Below are 24,294 nucleotides of genomic sequence, written 5' to 3' on the forward strand. Positions count from 1 at the left end.
CCTATGAAATACACCCTCTTAATATTAGTAACTGTTTTTATGAGCACCATGGGATTTGCACAAAAAGACGATGGGCATCATGAAAAGATTAAATCCTTAAAGGTTGCTTATATCACAGAAAAATTAAGTCTCACGCAAACAGAAGCCCAAAAATTTTGGCCTATTTACAACAAGTTTGATGACGATTACAGTGCGTTACGTCAGGCTAGTTCAGACATGCGAAAGTGTATTGAAGTCGAAAAAATATCAGAAAGTGATGCCAAAATTCAAATTACAGAAATGATGCAGCTTTATGAAAAAAGGTATCTATTGTTTCAAAAATATACAGTCAATTTACAAAAAGTACTACCCGCTAAAAAAGTCATTTTACTTAAAAAAGTAGAAGATGATTTTAAGCGTAAAATGTTTGATGAGTACAAAAGCAGACATGGAAAATCAAAATAAAATTCAAAATATAAATTGAGAAATAATTATAAAAAAGCAGCCATTTGGCTGCTTTTTTTATCGCATAAATAAAAGTTTACTAATCCGCCCTTGACCTGCAGCATAAGCCACACTATCATTTACAAAACGAAGCGTATAAAAACCTTCATCTGTTAAATGTTGCCAAGTGGCGCCCTTATCTTTAGAATAATCTACACCTTTAAATCCAACGGTAACTAGCTCTTCACCTCCACTATTCGGGATATATTGCACGCAACTGCGATAACCTGGCTCCTGGTTTTCCGCAACTAATTTCCAAGTTTTTCCGCCATCTATAGTTCGAATTTTATTTGCGGCGTTGGCTTCTGGATTAGTGTAATCGCCACCAATAGCAAAACCAGTCATGTCATCATAAAAATCTATAGAATACATTCCAGTAGTTTCCTTTCCTTGAACAATAGGTGTATCAAACACTTCCCATGTCTTTCCTTTATCCGACGAGAATAAAATAGTGCTTACCAAACCGCCTGTCGCTATCCAAGTTTTAGACCCTTTAACCACAATATTGGTGTTACTTGCCGCAAATGCAGCCGCACCTTTAATTGCTTTAGGCAACATGTTACAAGGTACTTTATCCCAAGATTTCCCACCATCTCGTGTAATAATAATGCTTAAACAATCGTCGGTTGCATCCCCTATAGCAATTCCTTCTTTTTTATTCCAAAATGTCATAGCATCATAAAAAACCTTTTCGTGCTCTTCTTTATAAACCAATTCCATATCGCCAGCATTAGAAGTCTTAAACAATAATGCCGGATTACCAACATTCAACATAAAAAAATCTTCAGAATTATTAGCTATAGCACGAAATTCCAAGTTAAGTGAATCGTAAGTTTGTTCGGAAATTAGCCATTCATCTGTTTCTGAATTATAGAGTCCGTAGGTGTTTTTATTAGCGGCAAAAGCAATGCTGGAGTGATCAAGAACTTCTAAAGCACGTATATTCAATGTAGAATCTTCTAAAACATTATTAATTTCCACTTTCGAAATGGCTTTTTTATATTTCACCTTTTCATTTTTACAAGCTACAATAGTAAGTACCAATAGTAATAGACTAAAATATTTCATGGATCGTAATTTTTGATAAAAATAGAAAAGCTAAACGAATTAATTGGATAAACTCTTAAAGAAATAAACTTTGTGTACCTTTGCTGGCTTATAAACAATTTAAAGTATCACGTTTCAAGTTTCAAAAAAACAAGGCGTAATACGGTACACATATAAAGAATGCGATTACATAGAAACTTATGTTTTGCCGTCATAGACGGTTTAACACTTATATTTAATGAAGGTAAATATGCTGATAAAGTTATTCAGCAACTATTAAAACGTGATAAACGTTGGGGAAGTCGCGATCGTGGCTTTGTAGCTGAAACGACTTACGACATGGTACGATGGAAGCGTCTGTACGCTGAAATTGCCGGTGTAAAAGAACCGTTTAGTCGTGAAGACTTGTGGCGTATGTTTGCTGTTTGGGCAACCTTAAAGGGTATTAAACTACCAGATTGGAGTTATTTTGAAAATACACCAACACGTAAAATTAAGGGACGTTATGATGAATTATCAAAAATCAGAAAATTCAAAGAATCTATTCCAGATTGGATGGACGAATTGGGTGTTAAAGAATTAGGTGAAGAAGCATGGACTAAAGAAATTGCGGCTTTAAATCAGCAGGCAGATGTTGTTTTACGTGTAAATACGCTTCAAACTACCAAAGAAAAATTACAAGCAGAATTATTCGATTTAGAATTTGAAACCGAATTTATTCAAGGTTATCCAAATGCTTTAAAATTAAAAGAGCGCGCTAATGTTTTTACAACAGATGCCTTTAAAAATGGACATTTTGAAGTTCAAGATGCTTCATCACAATTAGTAGCCGAGTTCTTAAATGTAGAACCTGGTATGCGTGTGGTTGACACCTGTGCGGGAGCTGGTGGAAAAACGTTGCACCTGGCTTCTTTAATGGAGAATAAAGGACAGATTATTGCTTTAGATATTTATGCCAACAAACTAAATGAACTTAAGCGTCGTGCCAAACGAAATGGTGCTCATAATATTGAACCAAGACATATAGATTCCACTAAAGTCATAAAAAAATTATACGATAAAGCAGATCGCGTATTGATTGATGCGCCATGTTCTGGTTTAGGTGTTTTACGAAGAAACCCAGATGCTAAATGGAAATTAGAACCGGAATTTTTAGAAAAAATCAAGAAAACCCAACAGGAAATTTTACAATCTTATGCCAGAATTGTAAAGCCTGGCGGCCAAATGGTTTACGCTACATGTTCAATTTTACCATCTGAAAACCAGAATCAAGTTGACACCTTTTTAGCTTCTGATATGGGGAAAGATTTTACATTTGTAAAAGATAAGAAAGTATTAGCTTCAAAATCAGGATTCGACGGGTTTTACATGGCTTTACTTCAAAAGAAGTAATAAATAGGAGGTGATATTATAACCTACTTATTTTATTATTATCGATTATAACTTTTGCTTAAGTTGCGGTTAACTATTAGAATAAACTTATAAAAAGATAAATTTAAAAGCGACTTTAACGAGTCGTTTTTTTTATGGTTAATAACAGCGTGGATAACTTACCATTTTCAAGATTTTAAATAGCAGTTATTACGCCGAAAAAAAGTAAATTTGCATTTTAAATAACCTGTCCGCCGAATAGGAAGACAACTCTAACACTTACATAATGATTCACTTCTTCGGAAACCAAAACAGTAAAGTATTCGCTGTTCAAGCAACAAAAGAATTATCAACAGAAACCACTTCTAAATTAGTGTGGCTATTTGGCAACCAGCCAAAAATAGAACAAGCGTCTCTGGATGCTTTTTTTGTTGGTCCTCGTGCTGCCATGATTACCCCATGGAGTACCAATGCTGTTGAGATTACTCAAAACATGGGAATTGAAGGCATCATTCGTATTGAAGAATTTGATACGTCTTCGGAGGACTTCAAAGATTTTGATCCGATGATTTCTGAAAAGTACAATAGAATAAATCAGGAGTCTTTCAATATCGATATCCAACCAGATGCGATTATTAATATTGATGACATTTCAGCTTATAACCAACAAGAAGGTTTGGCTTTGAATGATGAAGAAATCGATTATTTAAACGGTGTTTCTACAAAAATTGGTCGACCGTTAACGGATTCTGAAGTGTTTGGTTTCTCTCAAGTCAATTCAGAGCATTGCCGACATAAAATTTTCAACGGTTCGTTTGTCATTGATGGCGAAGAAAAACCAACCTCCCTTTTCAAATTAATTAAAGAAACAGCCAAACAAAATCCAAACGATATTGTTTCGGCTTATAAAGATAATGTGGCTTTTGTAAAAGGTCCAAGAGTTGAACAGTTTGCACCTAAAACAGCTGATAAACCGGATTTTTATCAAATTAAAGATTTTGATTCTGTTATTTCAATAAAAGCAGAAACTCATAACTTCCCAACAACTGTTGAGCCTTTTAACGGTGCTGCAACTGGTGCAGGTGGAGAAATTCGCGATAGATTAGCTGGTGGAAAAGGTTCTTTACCTTTAGCTGGAACGGCTGTCTATATGACGTCTTATTCGCGTTTAGAAGAAAATCGACCTTGGGAAGAAAAAATGCAAGCACGTCCTTGGCTATATCAAACGCCTATGGATATTTTAATAAAAGCCAGTAATGGTGCATCCGATTTTGGAAACAAGTTTGGACAACCACTTATTTGTGGTTCTGTATTAACGTTTGAGCACGAAGAAAACGCAGCTTCTAGCGATGCAAAAGCAAGAAAGCTTGGTTTTGACAAAGTTATTATGCAAGCTGGTGGTATTGGTTACGGAAAAGCAGATCAAGCAATAAAGGACAAACCAAAAGTTGGCGATAAAATCGTTATTCTAGGTGGAGAAAATTACCGTATTGGAATGGGTGGTGCTGCGGTATCCTCTGCAGACACTGGAGAACTCTCATCCGGTATTGAATTAAATGCGGTTCAGCGTTCTAATCCAGAAATGCAGAAACGTGCGGCTAATGCTGTTCGAGGTATGGTAGAAAGCGAAGAAAACTTCATTGTTTCCATTCACGATCATGGTGCTGGCGGCCATTTAAACTGCCTATCCGAATTAGTTGAAGAAACTGGCGGAAAAATCGATTTAGATAAGTTACCTGTTGGTGATCCTACTCTTTCTGCTAAAGAAATTATCGGAAACGAATCTCAAGAACGTATGGGATTAGTAATTTCTGAAGAACATATAGAAACACTACAAAAAATTGCCGATCGCGAACGCTCACCAATGTATACCGTTGGTGAAGTTACCGGAAATCATCGCTTTACTTTTGAATCGAAAACGACGGGAGAAAAACCAATGGATTTAGCATTGGAAGATATGTTTGGAAGTTCACCAAAAACTATCATGACAGATAAAACGGTTGTAAGAAATTATAAAAACCCACGTTATAAGTCCAAAAATTTTCAAATTTATTTGGAGCAAGTTTTACAATTAGAAGCTGTTGCCTGTAAAGATTGGTTAACTAATAAAGTGGATCGTTGCGTAGGTGGAAAAGTAGCCAAGCAGCAATGTGCTGGTCCCTTACAATTGCCATTAAATAATTGTGGTGTTATGGCTTTAGACTATAACGGACAAGAAGGTGTTGCAACTTCAATTGGCCACTCGCCTATTGCGGGTTTAATAAATCCTGCTGCGGGAAGTAGAAATGCCATTACAGAGTCTCTTACCAATATTATTTGGGCCCCTTTAAAAGATAATTTAAAAAGTGTTTCGCTTTCTGCAAACTGGATGTGGCCTTGTAAAAATGAAGGTGAAGATGCACGTTTGTATCAAGCGGTACAAGCCGTTTCTGAATTTGCAATCGATTTAGGTATCAACGTTCCAACAGGAAAGGATTCGCTTTCTATGAAGCAGAAATATCCGGATGGCGATGTTATTTCTCCTGGAACCGTAATTATTTCGGCTGCGGCAAATTGCAATGAAATTAGTAAAGTTGTTGAGCCTGTTTTACAGAGAAACGGTGGCAATATCTATTATATAAATATTTCGCAAGACGATTTTAAATTAGGAGGAAGTTCTTTCAATCAATCCTTAAATGTCATTGGAAATGAAGCACCAGATGTTAAAAACCCAAGCTATGTAAAAGCCGTTTTTAATACGATTCAGGAATTAATAAAAGCGGATCAAATTGTTGCAGGACATGATGTAGCGTCCGGTGGATTGATCACTACGTTATTAGAAATGTGTTTTGCCGATATCAATTTAGGCGCAGAATTAGATCTTACAGCCTTAAATGAGCAAGATTCTATAAAATTACTATTCTCTGAAAATTCAGGAATTGTTTTTCAAGCGAAAGATAGTTCAGTAGAGCAAGTTTTAGCCGATGACAATATTGAATTTTTTAACATAGGAAAAGTTCAAGAAAGCGATGTATTAACGATTACTAACGATGAAGAGGTATTCAACTTAACCGTTTCAAAATTACGTGATACTTGGTATAAAACATCCTTCCTACTCGATCAAAAACAAACCGCAAATGGTTTGGCACAAGATCGATTTGATAATTATAAAAAGCAGCCGCTAGAATTTAAATTTCCAGATCATTTTACAGGCCGCACGGATAATTCACGCAGTACAGGTCAGTCGAGACTGACCCATACAGAATCGCGGCCAAAGGCAGCGATTCTGCGCGAAAAAGGATCCAACTCCGAACGCGAAATGGCTAATGCCATGTATTTAGCTGGATTTGATGTGAAAGATGTACACATGACCGACTTAATTTCAGGTCGAGAAACTCTGGAGGGCATCCAATTTATTGGTGCTGTTGGTGGTTTTTCAAACTCAGATGTTTTAGGTTCTGCTAAAGGTTGGGCAGGCGCTTTCTTATATAACGAAAAAGCTAACACGGCATTAAAGAATTTCTTTAAAAGAGACGATACACTTTCTGTAGGAATTTGTAATGGCGCGCAACTGTTTATGGAATTAGCAATGGTTAATCCAGAGCACGAAGTTCATGGCAAGTTAACTTATAACAATTCTAAAAAACACGAAAGCAGCTTTACATCAGTAGAAATTCAAAAAAACAACTCGGTTATGCTTTCATCTTTAGAAGGCTCTAAACTAGGTGTGTGGATATCACATGGTGAAGGTAAATTTGTTTTACCACAAGAAGAAAATCATTATAATATTGTAGCTAAATATGGTTATAACAGTTATCCTGCTAATCCAAATGGCTCCGATTTCAATACCGCTATGATGTGTGATAAAACCGGAAGGCATTTAGTAACTATGCCACATATTGAGCGTTCAACCTTTCCTTGGAACTGGGCACACTATCCAGAAGGCAGAAATGACCAGGTATCGCCTTGGCTAGAAGCTTTTGAAAATGCTAGAGTATGGATTGAAGCAGAGAACAAATAAAACAAATAGTTGTAATAAAAAAAGTGGTTTGAGAACTTATTCTTAAACCACTTTTTCATTTCCACTAATTAGAAAACAACTTATTTTTTCTTTCTGATTTTTCTTTTCATTTGTTTCTTTAGAATTAAAAAACCATTGCTTAATCTTCCTTTTTTCTTCAAGATGGGAATACTTAATGTTACTAAAAGTGCAATACATGCTGCTGATCCTAAACCGCCACCAAAACCGTTGAAAAAGGAGCTAGCATTAAAAAATATAATTGTGAAAACTACACCCGAAAGCGCAACTAGAACGTAATTGGACAGTACGTTGGAAGATACCATTCCTGTAAATGAAGCCCCGAAACAAACCAAAGGCAAGTTTTCAATTAAATAAACTGATAGTAAATTTGGAAATAGCAAAACAAATACACCTGCTAAAACACCAACCAAAGCAGACGCTCTAACCGTGCCTTGATTAAATTTTACATGTAAAATAAAAGTAGTTAACGAAGATAATCCGCCTGCTACTAGCAAAACAATGTATTCTATAACCATTTAGTAATTAGTAAAGTAATGAAAAATGCTATTGTAACGCCTCCAAAGGCCAAAGTTCCTAATTTTCCTCCAACACCATGAAAGGTGTTTTTAGTTCCAATTAATAAGAATCCAGAAATAAAGCTAGCTAATGTTATAAATATATAATCAGGAGCGATACTAATATTAGTCATTCCCACAAATGTACCGCAATAAACTGCTGTTGGCATTCCTTGAATTAGTTTGCTTTTCTTAAATAAATCAGGTATAAAACTTACCACTAAACCAATTAAACTCGCAGCTAAAACACTACTTAATCCAAGTAACATATATAAACCATACGTTGCAATAGCTCCTATAAATACAAATCCAATGGTCAAAACATGCTCTAAAACATGATTCTCAGCACTTAAAGGTGTTTTTTTATACGTAATAAGTAGAAGTAACAACATCAAAATAATAAACGCAACAATAAATGGGCTATTTTGTTGCTCTATCAAAATAGCGACTAAAAACCCCAAGTGAGAAAGTATTACTACTATAAAGGAAAGACGTTTAATATGTTTTTTAATCATCTTGATTTTTTAATCAGGGGCAAAAATACATAATTAAAACGGGCTGTAATAAGTAACAAACATTCATTTAATATTAGACAGCAATTTTAAAATCACGTTTTTGCTTCTTATTACATCACTACTTTTGTATCTTTATTTCTTTTTATTAGCATTTTATCTAAAATGTATCAGGTTTTAATTTTAATAATATAAAGTGCATGATCATAATAAGTTAAACCTATTTCTAGAAACCAGCCATTACAAATACAACTTTCATAGTATAATCACTTATAAAACAAACTATTAGTTTAATTAAATAATAAATTAGTCGTTTTTTTAGGAAAATTATTCAAATAATCATTCCTTTTCTTAATTTGCAAAACTATTCATAATTAATACCTATGCACAAAATCACCAGACTTTTTGATTTCCCGTATCACCAATTAGAAACTTATAATTTAGATAAAGCCTTAACCTCCAAATACAATGGAAAATGGGAATCTATCTCTACACAGGAATATGTGGATCAAGCCAATGCCATTAGTCGTGGATTATTGCGTTTAGGAATTCAGCCAAACGACAAAATTGCAGTCATTTCTACCACAAATAGAACGGAATGGAATATTATGGATATTGGTATTTTGCAAATAGGCGCTCAAAACGTTCCAATTTACCCAACCATTTCTAAAGAAGACTATGAATATATTCTAAACCACTCTGGAGCAACCTACTGTTTTGTCTCCGATACTGGAATTTTAGAAAAATTAAATCCCATTAAAGATCAAACAAAACTAAAAGAGATTTACACATTTGATGATATTGATGGAGAAAACAGCTGGAAAGATATTTTAAAACTTGGAAAAGACACGAGTAATCAACAGGAAGTTGACGCTCGGAAAGCTGATGTGAAAACGGACGATTTAGCAACTTTAATATATACTTCTGGAACTACTGGAAGACCTAAAGGTGTTATGTTATCACACAAAAACATTGTTTCCAACGTTTTGGATAGTGGGAGACGTGTTCCTTTTGATTATGGTAAATCTAAAGGCTTAAGTTTCTTACCAGTTTGTCACGTTTTTGAACGTATGATTCTCTATTTATATCAATATTGCGGTGTAGAAATTTATTATGCCGAGTCTATTGAAAAAATGAGCGACAATTTAAAAGAGATCAAACCTAATGTTATGACTGCCGTTCCGCGTTTATACGAAAAGGTTTATGACAAAATTGTTGCTAAAGGTGGAGAACTTTCAGGAATTAAAAAGATGCTTTTCTTTTGGGCTGTAGATTTAGGTTTAAAATATGAACCATACGGCGCTAACGGGTGGTGGTATGAAGCTCAACTAAAATTGGCCAGAAAACTTATTTTCAGCAAGTGGAAAGAAGGCTTAGGCGGACAATTGGATTTAATGGTTTCTGGTAGTGCTGCTTTACAACCACGACTTACACGTGTTTTCGCTGCTGCAGAAATGCCTATTATGGAAGGTTACGGTCTTACAGAAACTTCTCCAGTAATTGCTGTGAATGATCAACGAGAAGGGGGATTCAGAGTTGGAACTGTTGGCAGAGTTATTGATAATGTGGATGTTAAAATTGCCAAGGACGGCGAAATTTTAATAAAAGGACCAAACGTTATGTTAGGTTATTATAAAGAACCTGAAAAAACGGAGGAAGTTATGACAGATGGCTATTTCCACACAGGAGATATCGGCGAAATTGATTCGGATGGTTTTTTAAAAATTACGGATAGGAAAAAAGAAATATTCAAAACCTCTGGGGGTAAATATGTGGCTCCTGCCTTATTGGAAAACGAATTTAAACAATCCCGATTTATTGAGCAAATTATGGTGATTGGTGAAGGGGAGAAAATGCCTGCAGCCCTTATTCAGATTAACTATGATTTTGTTGAAGAATGGGCTAAAAGACATAATCACCCAGTAAAAACTAAAGAAGATATTACTTCCAATACCATATTACGTGAGCGTATTCAAGAAGAAATTGATGAAGTAAATAAAAAGTTTGGTCACTGGGAACAAATCAAGAAGTTCGAAATAACCCCAGATCCTTGGACTATTGAAGGAGGACACTTAACACCAACCATGAAAATGAAACGAAAGGTTATTAAAGAAATTTACAAAGACCTTATTGAAAAAATATATCGACCATAATCAAGAAACTCCTAATCTATTTAGGAGTTTTTTTTTGCATTAATCCAAGTTAATATTTTTCGATTTGTTATGCGTGCATAATAAATTTTTACTATATTTGGGTTTCGAACAAAGAAATATGAAGGATAAAACCATCGATTATATATTTAGAACCACATGGTTAGCTATAAATAAAATGTATAACGAAGAGGCAGCAAAATTTGAAACCAGTATGGCCACCGGTTTTGCTTTATTAAGTATAGACCCTGAAAACGGAACAGCATCTACCTCGTTAGGTCCTAAAATGGGTATGGAAGCTACCAGTCTTTCTAGAACCTTAAAAAGCATGCAGGAAAAGGGTTTAATTGAACGTAAACCAAATCCTGAAGATGGCCGAGGTGTTATCATTCACCTTACTGAGTTTGGCCGTGAAAAGCGCGCGTATTCCCGTGAAAAAGTTTTAACCTTTAATGAGGCTATTCGTAAAAATGTTTCTGAAGAAAAATTAGAAAGCTTTTATGAAGTTGCGGGCATTATCAATAATATGATATCTAACAAGAAAATTTACAATCAAAAAGAACACATTCTAAAATAATATGACGAAACGAAGAATAAAAAAAGTAGCAGTTATAGGTTCTGGAATTATGGGGAGCGGTATTGCTTGTCATTTTGCCAATATTGGTGTCGATGTCCTTTTATTAGACATTGTTCCTAGAGAATTAAACGCTACCGAAGAAGCTAAAAAACTAACTTTACTAGATAAAGTAGTTCGTAATCGCATTGTTAATGACTCATTAGCAGCTGCTTTAAAATCGAAACCCTCTCCTATTTATCATCAAAAATTTGCGAGTCGCATTACCACCGGTAATTTAGACGACGATATTGCCAAAATAAAAGATGTTGATTGGATTATTGAAGTTGTTGTAGAACGACTAGATATTAAGAAACAAGTTTTTGAAAACTTGGAGAAACACAGAACACCAGGAACCTTAATTACCTCTAATACTTCAGGTATTCCAATTCACTTTATGAGTGAAGGTCGTAGTGAAGATTTCCAAAAGCACTTCTGTGGAACACACTTTTTCAATCCTGCACGTTACTTACAGCTATTTGAAATTATTCCTGGTCCTAAAACATCGGAAGCAGTTTTAGATTTCCTAAATGATTATGGCGAAAAATTCTTGGGTAAAACATCAGTAATCGCTAAAGATACACCAGCTTTTATTGGAAATCGAATTGGAATTTTCGGAATTCAAAGTTTATTCCATCAAGTAAAAGAATTAGGCCTAACTATTGAAGAAGTTGATAAATTAACTGGTCCTGTTATTGGCAGACCAAAATCGGCTACCTTCCGTACTGTTGATGTGGTAGGGTTAGACACCTTGGTACATGTTGCCAACGGTATATATGATAACTGCCCAGACGACGAAGCCCACGAGCTTTTTAAACTTCCAGGTTTCATCAACACGATGATGGAAAATAAGTGGCTAGGAAGTAAAACAGGTCAAGGTTTTTATAAGAAGGTAAAAGGTGATAATGGTAAGAGCGAAATTCTATCTTTAGATTTAGACACATTAGAGTACCGCCCGAAAAAATCAGCCAGATTCGCAACGCTAGAGTTAACTAAAACAGTTGACAAAGTTGTCGATCGTTTTCCAATTTTAGTTTCAGGAAAAGATAAAGCTGGTGATTTCTATAGAAAAAACTTTGCGGCTATGTTCGCTTATGTGTCGAATCGCGTTCCTGAAATAACCGACGAGTTATATAAAATTGATGATGCCATGAAAGCTGGTTTCGGATGGGAACACGGACCATTTCAAATTTGGGATGCTATTGGTGTTGAAAAAGGAATCGAAATTATGAAAGCAGAAGGTTTTGAGCCAGCTGCTTGGGTAAATGAGATGTTAGCTTCGGGAAATAAATCGTTTTACTCTATTAAAGAAGGGGCGAGTTATTTTTATGATATTCCGAACAAAACACAAGAAAAAATTCCTGGTCAAAATGCATTCATCATTTTAGAAAACATTAGAAAATCCAATGAAGTCTTTAAAAATTCAGGTGTTGTTATTGAAGATTTAGGTGATGGCATTCTGAATTGTGAATTCCAAAGTAAAATGAACACCATCGGTGGTGATGTTTTAGCAGGAATTAATAAAGCAATTGATTTAGCTGAAAAAGATTTCGCTGGATTAGTAGTCGGAAATCAAGGCCCTAATTTCTCTGTTGGTGCTAACATAGGAATGATTTTCATGATGGCAGCTGAACAAGAATACGACGAATTAAACGCCGCTATTAAATACTTTCAAGATACGATGATGCGCATGCGCTACTCCTCTATTCCAACTATTTCTGCGCCTCACGGGATGTCTTTAGGTGGTGGTTGTGAGTTATCCTTACATGCTGATAAAGTTGTTGCTGCGGCAGAAACGTATATGGGATTGGTAGAATTTGGTGTCGGTGTTATACCTGGTGGCGGTGGCTCCAAAGAAATGGCACTACGTGCTTCTGATACGTTTCAGAAAGGTGATGTACAATTAAACATATTACAAGAATATTTCTTAACCATTGCAATGGCCAAAGTATCCACGTCTGCTTATGAAGCATTCGATATGGGTGTTTTACAACATGGAAAAGATGTGGTGGTAGTTAATAAAGCCCGTCAGATTGCTGTTGCAAAACAACACGCCATATTAATGGCAGATATGGGCTATACACAGCCTATTCTTAGAAACGATGTCAAAGTTTTAGGAAAACAAGCATTAGGTATGTTCTTAGTAGGAACAGACGCCATGCAAGATAGCAACTACATTAGTGAACACGATATGAAAATTGCTAACAAATTAGCATATGTAATGGCTGGTGGCGATTTATCTGAACCAACATTAGTAAGCGAGCAATACCTATTGGATCTAGAACGTGAAGCATTTTTATCTTTATGTACAGAACGTAAGACACTTGAGAGAATTCAGCATATGTTGAAGACTGGGAAGCCGTTGAGAAATTAGAATCCCATCCCAGCCTTCCCAAAGAGAAGGAGACGTGATGGACAAAAATAAATTTTAACTTAAAATCACCCATAACAGTTCCCTTTCCTTTGGAAAGGGTTAGGGATAGGATAATGAAACAAGCATATATAGTAAAAGCATACAGAACAGCCGTTGGTAAAGCGCCAAAAGGGGTGTTCAGATTTAAAAGAACGGACGAATTAGCTGCCGAAACCATCAAATATATGATGAAGGAGCTACCTAATTTAGACCCTAAACGCATCGATGACGTTATGGTTGGTAATGCCATGCCAGAAGGCGCCCAAGGTTTAAATATGGCGCGTTTAATCTCTTTAATGGGATTAGATATTGTAGATGTTCCTGGTGTTACCGTAAATCGTTTTTGTTCTTCTGGGATAGAAACAATTGCTATGGCAGCCGCTAAAATTCAAGCTGGAATGGGCGATTGTATTATTGCCGGTGGTGCAGAAAGCATGAGTTCGGTACCAATGTCTGGTTTTAAACCCGAATTAAATTATGATTTAGTAAAAGCAGGTCATGAGGACTATTATTGGGGAATGGGAAATACAGCTGAAGCTGTGGCCAAAAAATACAATGTATCCCGTGAAGACCAAGATGAATTTGCATACCATTCGCACATGAAAGCGTTAAAAGCTCAAGCTGAAAACCGTTTTCAAGACCAAATTGTACCTATAGAAGTTGAACAGACTTATGTGGATGCTAATGGTAAAAAAGCAACCAAATCATACACGGTAACCAAAGATGAAGGCCCTCGTGCTGGAACTAATAAAGAAGCTTTAGCTAAACTACGTGCTGTATTTGCAGCAGGTGGAAGTGTTACAGCTGGAAACTCATCACAAATGAGTGACGGTGCTGCATTTGTTATGGTTATGAGTGAGGACATGGTTAAAGAATTAGGTTTAGAACCAATTGCTCGCCTTGTTAATTATGCAGCTGCAGGTGTTGAACCTCGTCTTATGGGAATTGGTCCTGTAAAAGCTATTCCAAAAGCATTAAAACAAGCAGGTTTAAAACAATCGGATTTAGAGCTTATAGAATTGAATGAAGCTTTTGCATCACAATCTTTAGCCGTTATCCGTGAATTAAATCTGAATCCTGATATCGTGAATGTTAATGGTGGTGCCATAGCATTGGGTCACCCATTAGGATGTACAGGTGCTAAATTATCTGTTCAACTTTTTGATGAAATGCGCAAGCGTAATATGGTCGGGAAGTATGGAGCCGTTACCATGTGTGTTGGGACAGGGCAAGGTGCTTGTGGAATATTTGAATTCTTAAAATAGAGAATCCCGTCTGCCTTCGGCATCTTTCCTAAGGGAAGAAACAATTGAAAAAACAAAAAATTAAAGTATAACTTAAAATCACCCGTAACAGTTCCCTTTCCTTCGGAAAGGGTTAGGGATAGGAAAATGGAAACAAAAGATAAAGATATATTAAGAGGCGGTCAATTTCTTGTAAAAGAAACGAATTGCGAAGATGTGTTTACTCCTGAAGATTTTTCAGAGGAACAAACCATGATGAAAGAATCGGTTCAAGAATTTAACGACCGAGAAATCATACCACACAAAAACCGTTTTGAGGCAAAAGATTTTGCGCTAACGGAAGAAGTTATGAAAAAAGCTGGCGATATGGGCTTTTTAAGCGTGGCTGTTCCTGAAGAATATGGTGGAATGGGTATGGGCTTTGTTTCAACTGTATTGACTTGCGATTATATTTCAAGTGGAACAGGTTCTTTTAGCACGGCTTTTGGTGCGCATACTGGAATTGGCACTATGCCAATCACCCTTTATGGAACTGAAGAACAAAAACAAAAATACGTTCCTAAATTAGCATCTGGCGAATGGTTTGGTGCCTATTGTTTAACAGAACCTGGCGCTGGATCAGATGCCAATTCTGGAAAAACAACCGCTACGCTTTCGGAAGATGGAAAATCGTATAAAATTAACGGTCAGAAAATGTGGATTTCAAACGCAGGGTTCTGTCGCTTAATGATTGTTTTTGCGCGTATTGAAGATGACAAAAATATTACGGGTTTTATTGTTGAATATGACAAAGAAAATCCAAATGGTATCACTTTAGGTGAAGAAGAACATAAATTAGGTATTCGCGCAAGTTCAACACGTCAAGTATTCTTTAGCGATACGGTTATACCTGCTGAAAACATGTTGGCTGGTCGTGGCGAAGGTTTCAAAATTGCTATGAATGCTCTTAACATTGGTCGTATTAAGTTAGCGGCTGCCTGTTTAGATTCGCAACGTCGTATTTTAACGACTGCTGTTAAATATGCCAACGAACGCAAGCAATTTGACACGCGTATTTCCGATTTTGGCGCTATTAAAATCAAAATAGCCGAGATGGCTGCAAATGCATATGCTGGTGAATCGGCTACGTACCGCGCATCTAAAAATATTGAAGATCGTATTGCTATGCGTCAAGCTGCTGGAAATACACATCAAGAATCCGAATTAAAAGGTGTTGAAGAATATGCTATTGAATGTTCTATTTTAAAAGTAGCTGTTTCTGAAGATGTCCAAAATGCCGCTGATGAAGGTATTCAAATTTTTGGTGGTATGGGATTCTCGGAAGAGACACCTATGGAAGCTGCTTGGAGAGATGCTCGAATTGCTCGTATTTACGAAGGCACCAACGAAATCAACCGTATGTTGTGTGTAGGCATGCTTGTTAAGAAAGCCATGAAAGGTCACGTAGATTTATTGGGTCCTGCACAAGCGGTTCAAGACGAATTAATGGGTATCCCTTCATTTGACACGCCAGATTATTCTGAATTATTTTCAGAAGAAAAAGAAATGATTAAGAAGTTAAAGAAAACCTTTTTAATGGTTGCTGGCGCTGCGGTTCAAAAATTTGGTCCGGATTTAGAAGAACACCAACAGTTATTAATAGCTGCTGCTGATATTCTAATCGAAATTTATATGGCTGAATCTACGATTTTAAGAACCGAGAAGAATGCTAAACGTTTTGGTGAAGAAGCACAATCCGTACAAATTGCTATGGCGAAATTATACTTATATCAAGCCGTAGATATTGTAGAAGGAAAAGGAAAAGAAAGTATTATTTCTTTTGCTGAAGGAGATGAACAACGTATGATGCTTATGGGCTTAAAACGTTTTACTAAATATACAAACTTCCCAGATATCGTTGATTTACGTAAAGAAATTGCCGAAAAAGTAAAAGCAGAAGGAAAATACTGTTTTTAAATATAATAAAGTTTAGTGAAAAGTGAAAAGCCGTTCCTTAATTGGGAACGGCTTTTCTTTTTCCGTATTTTAGTAAAAATTTTCAAATGAAAGCATTCAGCCTACTTTTAGCTATTTTATTAATTCCTGTAAGCATTTATAGTCAAGGCTTACTCCAAGAAAAAAACACCTTTACGCATCAAGACACCTTACGCGGTTCTATTACGCCCGAGCGTGAATGGTGGGATCTAACCTATTATCACTTAGATATTTCGGTAGATCCTGATACTAAATCTATTTCAGGTAAAAACACCATAAAATATACCGTTTTAAAACCGTATGCCACCATGCAAATAGATTTGCAGGAGCCGTTATTTATTACCAAAGTCACTCAAAATGGAAAAGAATTAAACGCAAGACGCGATGGAAACGCTTATTTCATTGGATTAATAGATCAGCAGGTTCTGGGCACTAATAATACTATAGAAGTCTATTATGAAGGTAAACCTAAAGAAGCAATAAATGCACCTTGGGATGGCGGCTTTTCTTGGAAAAAAGATGAAAATGGCAACGATTTTGTAGCCACATCCTGCCAAGGTTTAGGCGCTAGCGTTTGGTGGCCATGTAAAGACCATATGTATGACGAAGTAGATAGTATGGATATTAGTATTACAATTCCTAAAGGATTAATCAGCATCTCTAATGGACGTTTAGAAAGTATTGTTGAAAATAAAAAAACAAACACTTATAATTGGACAGTTAAAAACCCAATTAATAATTATGGCGTAAATGTAAACATTGGTGATTATGTAAACTTTTCGGAAGTATATGCTGGAGAAAATGGGCCGTTGGACATGGATTATTATGTGTTACGAGATAATTTAGAGAAAGCGAAAGAACATTTTAAAGATGCACCACGAATGATGGAGGCTTTCGAGCATTGGTTTGGACCTTATCCGTTTTATGAAGATAGTTTTAAGCTCGTGGAAGTTCCTTATTTAGGTATGGAGCATCAAAGTTCAATTACTTACGGAAATCAATATAAAAAAGGTTATTTAGGTAACGATGTATCGGATTCAGGTTGGGGAATGAAATTCGATTTTATCATTATTCACGAATCGGGACACGAATGGTTTGCTAATAATATCACGAATAAAGATATTGCCGATATGTGGATCCACGAAAGCTTTACCTCCTATTCTGAAAACTTATTTGTGGATTATTTCTATGGAAAAGAAGCTGCTGCCGATTATGTGGTGGGCGTAAGAAAAAGAATCCAAAATGACACACCAATAATTGGAACATATAACGTAAATAAAGAAGGATCGGCAGACATGTATTATAAAGGTACGAATATGCTTCATACGTTACGCCAATTAGTAAAAAATGATGAGAAATGGCGCCAAATATTACGTGGTTTAAATGAAAAATTTTATCATCAGACCGTAAATACTAAACAAATTGAAGATTATATTAGTGAGAAATCTGGGATTGATTTAAACGCATTTTTTAATCAGTATTTACGCCAAGCACACATTCCGACTTTAGAGTATAGCTTTAAAAAAGGTAAATTAAATTATCGTTGGATTAATATTGTTGCTGATTTTGAAATGCCAATTCAAGTTACTTTCCACAATAAAGAACAATGGATTCATCCGACCAGTAAATGGAAAACAGTAAAGACTAAAGATCAAAACTTATCTATAAACAGAAACTTTTATGTAAATAGTTCTAAAATTGAGTAACTATCATTCTATTTCTAAAAGAAAGTAAAAAAGGGAAACGCGCTTAATTTAAGCACGTTTCCCTTTTAAATATAAATGATTTCTACTAAATATCGTTTATAAAACTGCTGTAAGGATCTTTAAATTGAATTCCTTCTGTAAATCGGTATTTACTTAATTGCTTATGTTCAACTAATGCCCAAAGCACAAATTCTTTTACAAAATAACTTTCTTCTTTTGATAAATTAGGTTGATGCTCACCTAACAAATCATCCAATGGCGTAACGGATTCTAAAAGCGCTTTGTATTCCTTATCACGCAAATCATCTAACAATTCAAACTCGGCTGTATTATTAAAAAACCAAGAAACAACATCATCATAAGGTCCTACTTCATCTTGTTTTTTCAATTTTTCTATCTTCGGAAAGAACTCTGGAAATAAGGTTTTCACCGCTTCACCAATTAAATTATACGCTACTTGAGCTGCGCCTTCCTGCTCTCCTTCATAAACCAATTCTACTTTTCCGGTTATGGATGGAATAATCCCTAGAAAATCGGATAAACGAACTGTTGTTTTATCTTCTCCCGCTTTTAAAGATCGCAATTCGGCTGTACTTAACAAGTTTTCAAAAGCCGTAATACTCAATCGCGCACTTACACCACTCTTCTCATCAATAAAATCGCTTTCACGCGCTTCAAAAACTATTTGCTCTAATAAATCTTTAGCTAATTCTGGTACGTGAATGCTTTCTTTTTGGCGTAAATCCGATTTAGATTCTTGTTCTGTAATTAATTTGGCCGTTTCAATATCTTCCGGATAATGCGTTAATATTTGCGAACCAATTCTATCTTTTAAAGGTGTAATAATACTTCCTCTATTGGTGTAATCTTCTGGGTTTGCTGTAAACACAAATTGCATATCTAAAGGCAATCGTAATTTGAAACCACGAATTTGAATATCGCCTTCTTGCAAAATATTAAATAACGCCACTTGAATTCTAGCTTGTAAATCTGGCAATTCATTAATAACAAAAATACAGCGATTTGCCCGTGGAATCATTCCGTAATGAATAACTCGATCATCCGCATAAGTCAATTTTAAGTTGGCTGCTTTTATAGGGTCCACATCTCCAATAATATCGGCAACTGTAACATCTGGTGTGGCTAACTTTTCAGCAAAACGCTCACTTCTATGCATCCATGAAATAGGGGTTTCATCTCCTTTTTCTTCAATTAATTCTTTGGCAAAACGTGAAATTGGATTTAACGGATCGTCATTAATTTCAGAACCCGCTACTACAGGAATATATTCGTCTAATAGGGTTAGCATTAATCGTGCTAAACGCGTTTTAGCTTGACCTCGCAATCCTAGTAGGTTAATATTGTGTCTTGATAAAATAGCACGTTGTAATTCTGGAATTACGGTGTTTTCATAACCGTGAATACCCTCAAAAACAGGCTCCTTATTCTTAATTTTTTCGATTAGGTTATCCCGCAATTCGTCTTTAATAGATTTCGATGGATAACCTGATTTTTTTAATGCTCCTAATGTGGTGATTTTTTCTATTTTCATATTTATCTTTTCATAAAAGAGAGAAAAACTTTTAACTCTTAACTCTTAATTTTCTTATTATCCCTTAATTCGCTTTTTCCGATTGGTTTCATAATCTTCAAAAATCATTTCACCTAGACCTTTTAATCCCGTATAAAAAGCCTTTCCTTGATTAGCCTGGGTAAACTTTTCAACAAACTGCATTAAATACTGGTCTTGAGCAATCATAAAAGTCGTAATGGGAATATGTAAACGTCTTGCTTGTTGCGCCATATCGTAACATTTGTTTGTAATATGCGGATTTAAGCCATTACTATCCTTATAATAAGTACCGTCTGGTAATTTTAAGCAGCTAGGCTTTCCGTCGGTAATCATAAATATTTGTTTGTTGGTGTTTCGCTTTCTTCGGAGTAAATCCATTGCCAATTGCAAGCCTGCAACTGTATTGGTATGATAAGGCCCGACATTTAAATATGGTAAATCTTTAATTTTAATAGACCAAGCATCGTTACCAAACACTAAAATATCGAGTGTATCTTTTGGGTAACGTGTCGTAATTAATTCTGCTAAAGCCATAGCTACTTTTTTGGCTGGAGTAATACGATCTTCGCCATACAATATCATACTGTGGCTAATATCAATCATTAAAACGGTACTCATTTGCGATTTATGCGTGGTTTCTTCAACAACCAAATCATCTTCGGTTAAATTAAAATCGCCAATACCGTGATTAATTTGAGCGTTTCGTAGGCTCTCGGTCATATTGACTTTATCAAGACTATCCCCAAATTGGTAATTTCTGAAATCGCCAGTATGCTCGTCACCTAAACCAATACCTTTACTTTTGTGGTTTCCGCTTCCACTCTTTTTAATATTCCCAAAAATTTGCTCTAAAGCTGATTGGCGAATAGCACGTTCCGTTTTTGCTGTAATAGCATTGCCTTTATTGCCATCTGGACGAATTTCTTCACGGATAAAACCTTTCTTTTTAAGGTCTTCAATAAAATCGTCAATGGTATATTCTGAAGTCGTTAACTGATATTCTTGGTCTAATTGTTTTAACCAATTTATGGCTTCATCAAAATCGCCAGAAGTATGGGTAATTAATTCCTTAAAAATATCAAAGAGGACTTCAAACGGACTTTGCGAAGGCGATTCATATTCTTTAAATATGAAGCCTTTTCTTTGTGGTTTTTCTTTTTTCATGCATCATAAAAATACGACAATTTTAAGCCGAAATCATCGCCTTAACATCTATTTAGGATTATTTCTATTTATTTTTGTGCGAGATCTAGTTCAATAACCCTTTAAAACTTTTCGCTTATAAAAACGGTAAGCTTATTTGAATGAAGTCAAATTAATATTAAATTCAATTTGGAAAGCTAGTTACCTTCTGAAGATAATGATAAAACCAATTGAAGGTTTTAAACAGATATAATATTTTACTAATAATATAAGTGTAGAAATATTTACTCTACACGTTTTAATCCCTCCAAATCCTCAATGGTAATTTGCTTGCCTGAAGTAGAAATAAGGTTTTCTTTTTTAAATTGAGACAGAATACGAATAGCAGATTCCGTGGCAGTGCCAACAATACTAGCGTAATCCTCACGAGATAATATAACATTTAAAGCACCTGATTCACCTACGCCAAAAACCTTTTCAATATGAATAAGGGTTTCAGCCATACGTTGTTTTACAGATTTTTGAGCCATATTTATTAAATCATCCTCCGCGCTACGCAAATCTTTAGCTAGTTGCTTCATAACATCAAAAGAGAAACTTTGATTTTCATGAAGCGGGTTAACAATCTGATCTTTAGGAACAAAACATAATTCAATATCATTTAATGCTACTGCACTTAAATTAGTTCTTTCATCACTAATTACGGAACGCTGTCCTAAAAGCTCACCGGTACCCATCAATTTAACCGTATGCTCTTTTCCATTGGCGCTTAATTTGGTGAGCTTGCAAACACCGCTTCTTACACAATATACCCCATGAAGCGATTCGCCTTCACCAAAAATTACATCCCCTTTTTTATAAAAACGTGTTGTTTTACAAGCAGATACATTTCTTATCTCTTCCGTGGTCATAGCGTTTAAAGAGTTTAATTGCCGCGCTATACATTGCTCACATTTACTCATACCAGATACATATATTTTAACCTCAAAAATACGGAAATCATGACATAAATCATATTAAATCATAGGTTATATTCTTACCTTCGCACATTGTATAAATGAGCAAATTTTATGGAGCATCAAAATTGTTTCCACTGTGGTGATAACTGCGATTCTGAACAAATTAAATACGACGATAAACTATTTTGTTGTAACGGTTGTAAAACGGTTTATGAAATTTTTTCAGAAAACGATTTAACCTGTTATTACGATTTACAAGCCTCCCCTGGTTCCGCTCCAAAAGAAATTCAAGGTAAGTATGATTTTCTTGGACAAGAAAACATAATTGAAAAACTAACGGAATTTAATGATGGTCGCATACAAATTGCCACTTTATATATTCCACATATTCACTGTAGTTCTTGTATTTGGATTTTAGAGAACCTTAACAAACTCAATAAAAACATAACATCATCGCAGGTAAACTTTGGAAAAAAGACCGTGCGTGTTACTTATAATTCTGAAAAATCATCATTACAAGAAGTCGTTTTATTATTAAGCACCATTGGTTACGAACCATACATTTCCTTGGACGATTTTAAAACCGGAAAAGAAGATATAAACCGAAGCTTAATTTACAAGCTAGGTGTTGCGGGTTTTGCATTTGGAAACGTCATGTTTTTATCCTTTCCGGAGTATTTTAAAGGTGGTGAATTTTGGCTCGAACAATACAAACACCTATTCAGATGGCTCATGTTTGCTTTTTCCTTACCTGTAGTTTTTTATGCGGGTCGCGACTACTTTACATCGGCTTATAAAGGTTTACGTGCTGGTATTTTAAATATTGATGTACCAATTGCCCTAGGTTTAGTGGTACTTTTTGTCAGGAGTACGGTAGAAATTGTATTAAACCTTGGCGCTGGATTTTTTGACAGTTTAACAGGTTTAGTCTTCTTTTTATTATTAGGACGGTTTTTTCAACAGAGAACGTATTCATTCTTATCCTTTGAACGCGATTATAAATCCTATTTCCCCATTGCAATTACAAAAATCTCAAACGGTATTGAAGCGCCAATTCAGGTTTACGATATTGAAAAAGGCGACCGATTACTAATTAGAAATGAAGAGCTAATTCCTGTAGATGGTATTTTAATTAACGGCCGAGCCAAAATAGATTATAGCTTTGTAACAGGAGAATCTGACCCTATTAATAAAACTTCTGGCGATAAACTTTTTGCAGGAGGCAAACAAACCACGGGCGTCATTGAAATGGAAGCCTTGAAATCTGTGGAGCAAAGTTACCTAACCCAACTATGGAGCAATGACGTATTTAGCAAAAATAAAGAAGACGGTTTCACGACCTTAACCAACACTATAAGTAAACGGTTTACCATTGCCGTACTTATAATTGCTTTTGTGTCCACAAGCTACTGGTTGTTTACAGATTCATCCAAGGCAATGAATGTTTTTACTGCTGTTTTAATTATTGTGTGTCCGTGTGCAATTGCGCTTTCTGCACCGTTTACTTTGGGAAATTTACTCCGTATTTTTGGAAAACTAAAGTTCTATCTTAAAAACGCATCAGTTATCGAACAATTAGCGGCCATTGATACTATTATTTTTGACAAAACAGGAACAATCACTTCCAACAAACAAAGCTCTGCAACTTATGATGGTGCTGTTCTTTCTACTTCCGAAGGCATTCAATTAAAAAATACGCTACGTGGATCCAACCATCCTTTAAGTAGAACACTTTATGATATTTTAGATGAGAATAATATTATTACTCTAAATCATTTTGAAGAACATTTAGGAAAAGGTATTGAAAGTGAACATCAAAACGATACCATGAAAATTGGTTCAGCAAGCTTTGTTGGTTATGATCAGGATACATCTATACTTAACACAACAGTTCATATTACGAGTAACGATCAATACAAAGGAAAATACACCTTCTTTAATAGTTACAGAAAAGGGTTATCAAAGCTATTTAATAACCTAAAAACCGATTATGATTTAGTTATTCTTTCAGGGGATAATGCAGGTGAAATGGAGAATTTAGAGAAATTATTACCTTCAAAAACAAAATTAATCTTTAATCAAAAGCCCAATGATAAGTTAGAGTATATTAAATATCACCAATCAGAAGGCGCTAAAATTTTAATGATTGGCGATGGTTTAAACGATGCTGGGGCTTTAGCTCAAAGTAATGTTGGGATTGCAATTTCGGAAAATGTCAATGTTTTTTCACCCGCATGTGATGCTATTTTAGATGCCACAAAATTTAATCAGTTGTACAAATATATAAAAGCGTCCAAACAAGCCATCAAAATTATCAAGTGGAGTTTTGTGTTGTCCTTTTTTTATAATATAATAGGCTTATATTTTGCGGTCACTGGACAATTAGAACCTGTGATTGCAGCGATTTTAATGCCGTTAAGCTCCATTAGTATTGTTGCCTTTACAACCCTTGCAACCAATCTAATTGGGCGGAAATTAGAATGATTAAAAATAGGCAGATATGATTTTTATCATATTATTAAGTTCTATAA

The 24,294-nt window shown here is 35.3% G+C and carries 16 protein-coding genes; 10 read left to right on the plus strand and 6 right to left on the minus strand.

The window, feature by feature from the left end; all coding sequences use genetic code 11:
* Positions 1 to 3: 3 nt before the first annotated feature.
* Complete coding sequence (locus BZARG_RS05450; protein ID WP_008636188.1) at positions 4 to 444, plus strand: hypothetical protein; 441 nt, start codon at positions 4 to 6, stop codon at positions 442 to 444.
* 57 nt (positions 445 to 501) lie between these two features.
* Here the strand turns inward: BZARG_RS05450 and BZARG_RS05455 are convergent, their stop codons facing one another.
* Complete coding sequence (locus BZARG_RS05455) at positions 502 to 1,551, minus strand: WD40/YVTN/BNR-like repeat-containing protein (RefSeq protein ID WP_008636175.1); 1,050 nt, start codon at positions 1,549 to 1,551, stop codon at positions 502 to 504.
* Positions 1,552 to 1,710: 159 nt separating this feature from the next.
* Between BZARG_RS05455 and BZARG_RS05460 the strand changes: the two genes are divergently transcribed.
* Both BZARG_RS05460 and purL read left to right on the plus strand, forming a co-directional pair.
* Positions 1,711 to 2,922, plus strand: coding sequence for an RsmB/NOP family class I SAM-dependent RNA methyltransferase (locus BZARG_RS05460; protein WP_008636118.1), 1,212 nt, complete (start codon positions 1,711 to 1,713; stop codon positions 2,920 to 2,922).
* A gap of 265 nt (positions 2,923 to 3,187) precedes the next feature.
* Positions 3,188 to 6,901 (plus strand): phosphoribosylformylglycinamidine synthase, encoded by a 3,714-nt coding sequence (purL, locus tag BZARG_RS05465; protein WP_008636242.1) that lies wholly within the window; start codon positions 3,188 to 3,190, stop codon positions 6,899 to 6,901.
* Positions 6,902 to 6,981: 80 nt separating this feature from the next.
* Here purL and BZARG_RS05470 read toward each other — a convergent pair whose 3' ends face one another.
* A complete protein-coding gene (locus BZARG_RS05470; RefSeq protein WP_008636213.1) occupies positions 6,982 to 7,437 on the minus strand; it encodes a hypothetical protein in 456 nt (151 codons plus the stop codon).
* The gene (locus tag BZARG_RS05475; RefSeq protein WP_008636179.1) at positions 7,428 to 7,991 is read right to left on the minus strand and encodes a hypothetical protein; all 564 of its coding nucleotides are present in this window, start codon (positions 7,989 to 7,991) and stop codon (positions 7,428 to 7,430) included. The genes BZARG_RS05470 and BZARG_RS05475 overlap by 10 nt, the downstream gene beginning before the upstream one ends.
* 380 nt (positions 7,992 to 8,371) lie before the next feature.
* Between BZARG_RS05475 and BZARG_RS05480 the strand changes: the two genes are divergently transcribed.
* The 6 genes from BZARG_RS05480 (at position 8,372) to BZARG_RS05505 (ending at position 18,088) form a co-directional block, all read left to right on the plus strand.
* A complete protein-coding gene (locus BZARG_RS05480; protein WP_008636220.1) occupies positions 8,372 to 10,141 on the plus strand; it encodes an AMP-dependent synthetase/ligase in 1,770 nt (589 codons plus the stop codon).
* A gap of 118 nt (positions 10,142 to 10,259) precedes the next feature.
* On the plus strand, positions 10,260 to 10,715 hold the full coding sequence (locus BZARG_RS05485; protein WP_008636106.1) for a MarR family winged helix-turn-helix transcriptional regulator: 456 nt from the start codon (positions 10,260 to 10,262) through the stop codon (positions 10,713 to 10,715).
* A gap of 1 nt (position 10,716) precedes the next feature.
* The gene (locus tag BZARG_RS05490; RefSeq protein WP_008636258.1) at positions 10,717 to 13,125 is read left to right on the plus strand and encodes a 3-hydroxyacyl-CoA dehydrogenase/enoyl-CoA hydratase family protein; all 2,409 of its coding nucleotides are present in this window, start codon (positions 10,717 to 10,719) and stop codon (positions 13,123 to 13,125) included.
* Between the two features lie 113 nt (positions 13,126 to 13,238).
* A complete protein-coding gene (locus BZARG_RS05495) occupies positions 13,239 to 14,429 on the plus strand; it encodes an acetyl-CoA C-acyltransferase (RefSeq protein ID WP_008636198.1) in 1,191 nt (396 codons plus the stop codon).
* Between the two features lie 126 nt (positions 14,430 to 14,555).
* Positions 14,556 to 16,364: an acyl-CoA dehydrogenase family protein gene (locus BZARG_RS05500; protein ID WP_008636149.1), complete on the plus strand. Its 1,809-nt coding sequence runs from the start codon at positions 14,556 to 14,558 to the stop codon at positions 16,362 to 16,364.
* A gap of 86 nt (positions 16,365 to 16,450) precedes the next feature.
* Complete coding sequence (locus BZARG_RS05505; protein ID WP_040288055.1) at positions 16,451 to 18,088, plus strand: M1 family metallopeptidase; 1,638 nt, start codon at positions 16,451 to 16,453, stop codon at positions 18,086 to 18,088.
* Between the two features lie 85 nt (positions 18,089 to 18,173).
* Here BZARG_RS05505 and BZARG_RS05510 read toward each other — a convergent pair whose 3' ends face one another.
* The 3 genes from BZARG_RS05510 to BZARG_RS05520 form a co-directional block, all read right to left on the minus strand.
* Positions 18,174 to 19,640, minus strand: a complete 1,467-nt coding sequence (locus tag BZARG_RS05510) for a hypothetical protein (protein WP_008636111.1) — start codon at positions 19,638 to 19,640, stop codon at positions 18,174 to 18,176.
* A 57-nt stretch (positions 19,641 to 19,697) separates the two neighbouring features.
* Complete coding sequence (locus tag BZARG_RS05515; protein ID WP_008636080.1) at positions 19,698 to 20,825, minus strand: vWA domain-containing protein; 1,128 nt, start codon at positions 20,823 to 20,825, stop codon at positions 19,698 to 19,700.
* A gap of 263 nt (positions 20,826 to 21,088) precedes the next feature.
* Positions 21,089 to 21,766 (minus strand): Crp/Fnr family transcriptional regulator, encoded by a 678-nt coding sequence (locus BZARG_RS05520; protein WP_040288047.1) that lies wholly within the window; start codon positions 21,764 to 21,766, stop codon positions 21,089 to 21,091.
* Positions 21,767 to 21,874: 108 nt separating this feature from the next.
* Here BZARG_RS05520 and BZARG_RS05525 point away from each other — a divergent pair, with 108 nt between their 5' ends.
* The gene (locus tag BZARG_RS05525; RefSeq protein WP_008636154.1) at positions 21,875 to 24,247 is read left to right on the plus strand and encodes a heavy metal translocating P-type ATPase; all 2,373 of its coding nucleotides are present in this window, start codon (positions 21,875 to 21,877) and stop codon (positions 24,245 to 24,247) included.
* The last annotated feature ends 47 nt before the right edge of the window (positions 24,248 to 24,294 follow it).

The organism is Bizionia argentinensis JUB59 (genome assembly GCF_000224335.1).
In the GTDB taxonomy this organism is placed as follows: domain Bacteria; phylum Bacteroidota; class Bacteroidia; order Flavobacteriales; family Flavobacteriaceae; genus Algorimicrobium; species Algorimicrobium argentinense.

What these genes read in the sequence shown, in the direction of transcription:
- BZARG_RS05510 (WP_008636111.1), bottom strand. Translation starts at nt 19,640, where the DNA reads ATGAAAATAGAAAAAATCACCACATTAGGAGCATTAAAAAAATCAGGT.
- BZARG_RS05500 (WP_008636149.1), top strand. Translation starts at nt 14,556, where the DNA reads ATGGAAACAAAAGATAAAGATATATTAAGAGGCGGTCAATTTCTTGTA.
- BZARG_RS05515 (WP_008636080.1), bottom strand. Translation starts at nt 20,825, where the DNA reads ATGAAAAAAGAAAAACCACAAAGAAAAGGCTTCATATTTAAAGAATAT.
- BZARG_RS05520 (WP_040288047.1), bottom strand. Translation starts at nt 21,766, where the DNA reads ATGAGTAAATGTGAGCAATGTATAGCGCGGCAATTAAACTCTTTAAAC.
- BZARG_RS05525 (WP_008636154.1), top strand. Translation starts at nt 21,875, where the DNA reads ATGGAGCATCAAAATTGTTTCCACTGTGGTGATAACTGCGATTCTGAA.
- BZARG_RS05495 (WP_008636198.1), top strand. Translation starts at nt 13,239, where the DNA reads ATGAAACAAGCATATATAGTAAAAGCATACAGAACAGCCGTTGGTAAA.
- BZARG_RS05505 (WP_040288055.1), top strand. Translation starts at nt 16,451, where the DNA reads ATGAAAGCATTCAGCCTACTTTTAGCTATTTTATTAATTCCTGTAAGC.
- BZARG_RS05485 (WP_008636106.1), top strand. Translation starts at nt 10,260, where the DNA reads ATGAAGGATAAAACCATCGATTATATATTTAGAACCACATGGTTAGCT.
- BZARG_RS05455 (WP_008636175.1), bottom strand. Translation starts at nt 1,551, where the DNA reads ATGAAATATTTTAGTCTATTACTATTGGTACTTACTATTGTAGCTTGT.
- BZARG_RS05460 (WP_008636118.1), top strand. Translation starts at nt 1,711, where the DNA reads ATGCGATTACATAGAAACTTATGTTTTGCCGTCATAGACGGTTTAACA.
- BZARG_RS05450 (WP_008636188.1), top strand. Translation starts at nt 4, where the DNA reads ATGAAATACACCCTCTTAATATTAGTAACTGTTTTTATGAGCACCATG.
- BZARG_RS05470 (WP_008636213.1), bottom strand. Translation starts at nt 7,437, where the DNA reads ATGGTTATAGAATACATTGTTTTGCTAGTAGCAGGCGGATTATCTTCG.
- BZARG_RS05480 (WP_008636220.1), top strand. Translation starts at nt 8,372, where the DNA reads ATGCACAAAATCACCAGACTTTTTGATTTCCCGTATCACCAATTAGAA.
- BZARG_RS05475 (WP_008636179.1), bottom strand. Translation starts at nt 7,991, where the DNA reads ATGATTAAAAAACATATTAAACGTCTTTCCTTTATAGTAGTAATACTT.
- purL (WP_008636242.1), top strand. Translation starts at nt 3,188, where the DNA reads ATGATTCACTTCTTCGGAAACCAAAACAGTAAAGTATTCGCTGTTCAA.
- BZARG_RS05490 (WP_008636258.1), top strand. Translation starts at nt 10,717, where the DNA reads ATGACGAAACGAAGAATAAAAAAAGTAGCAGTTATAGGTTCTGGAATT.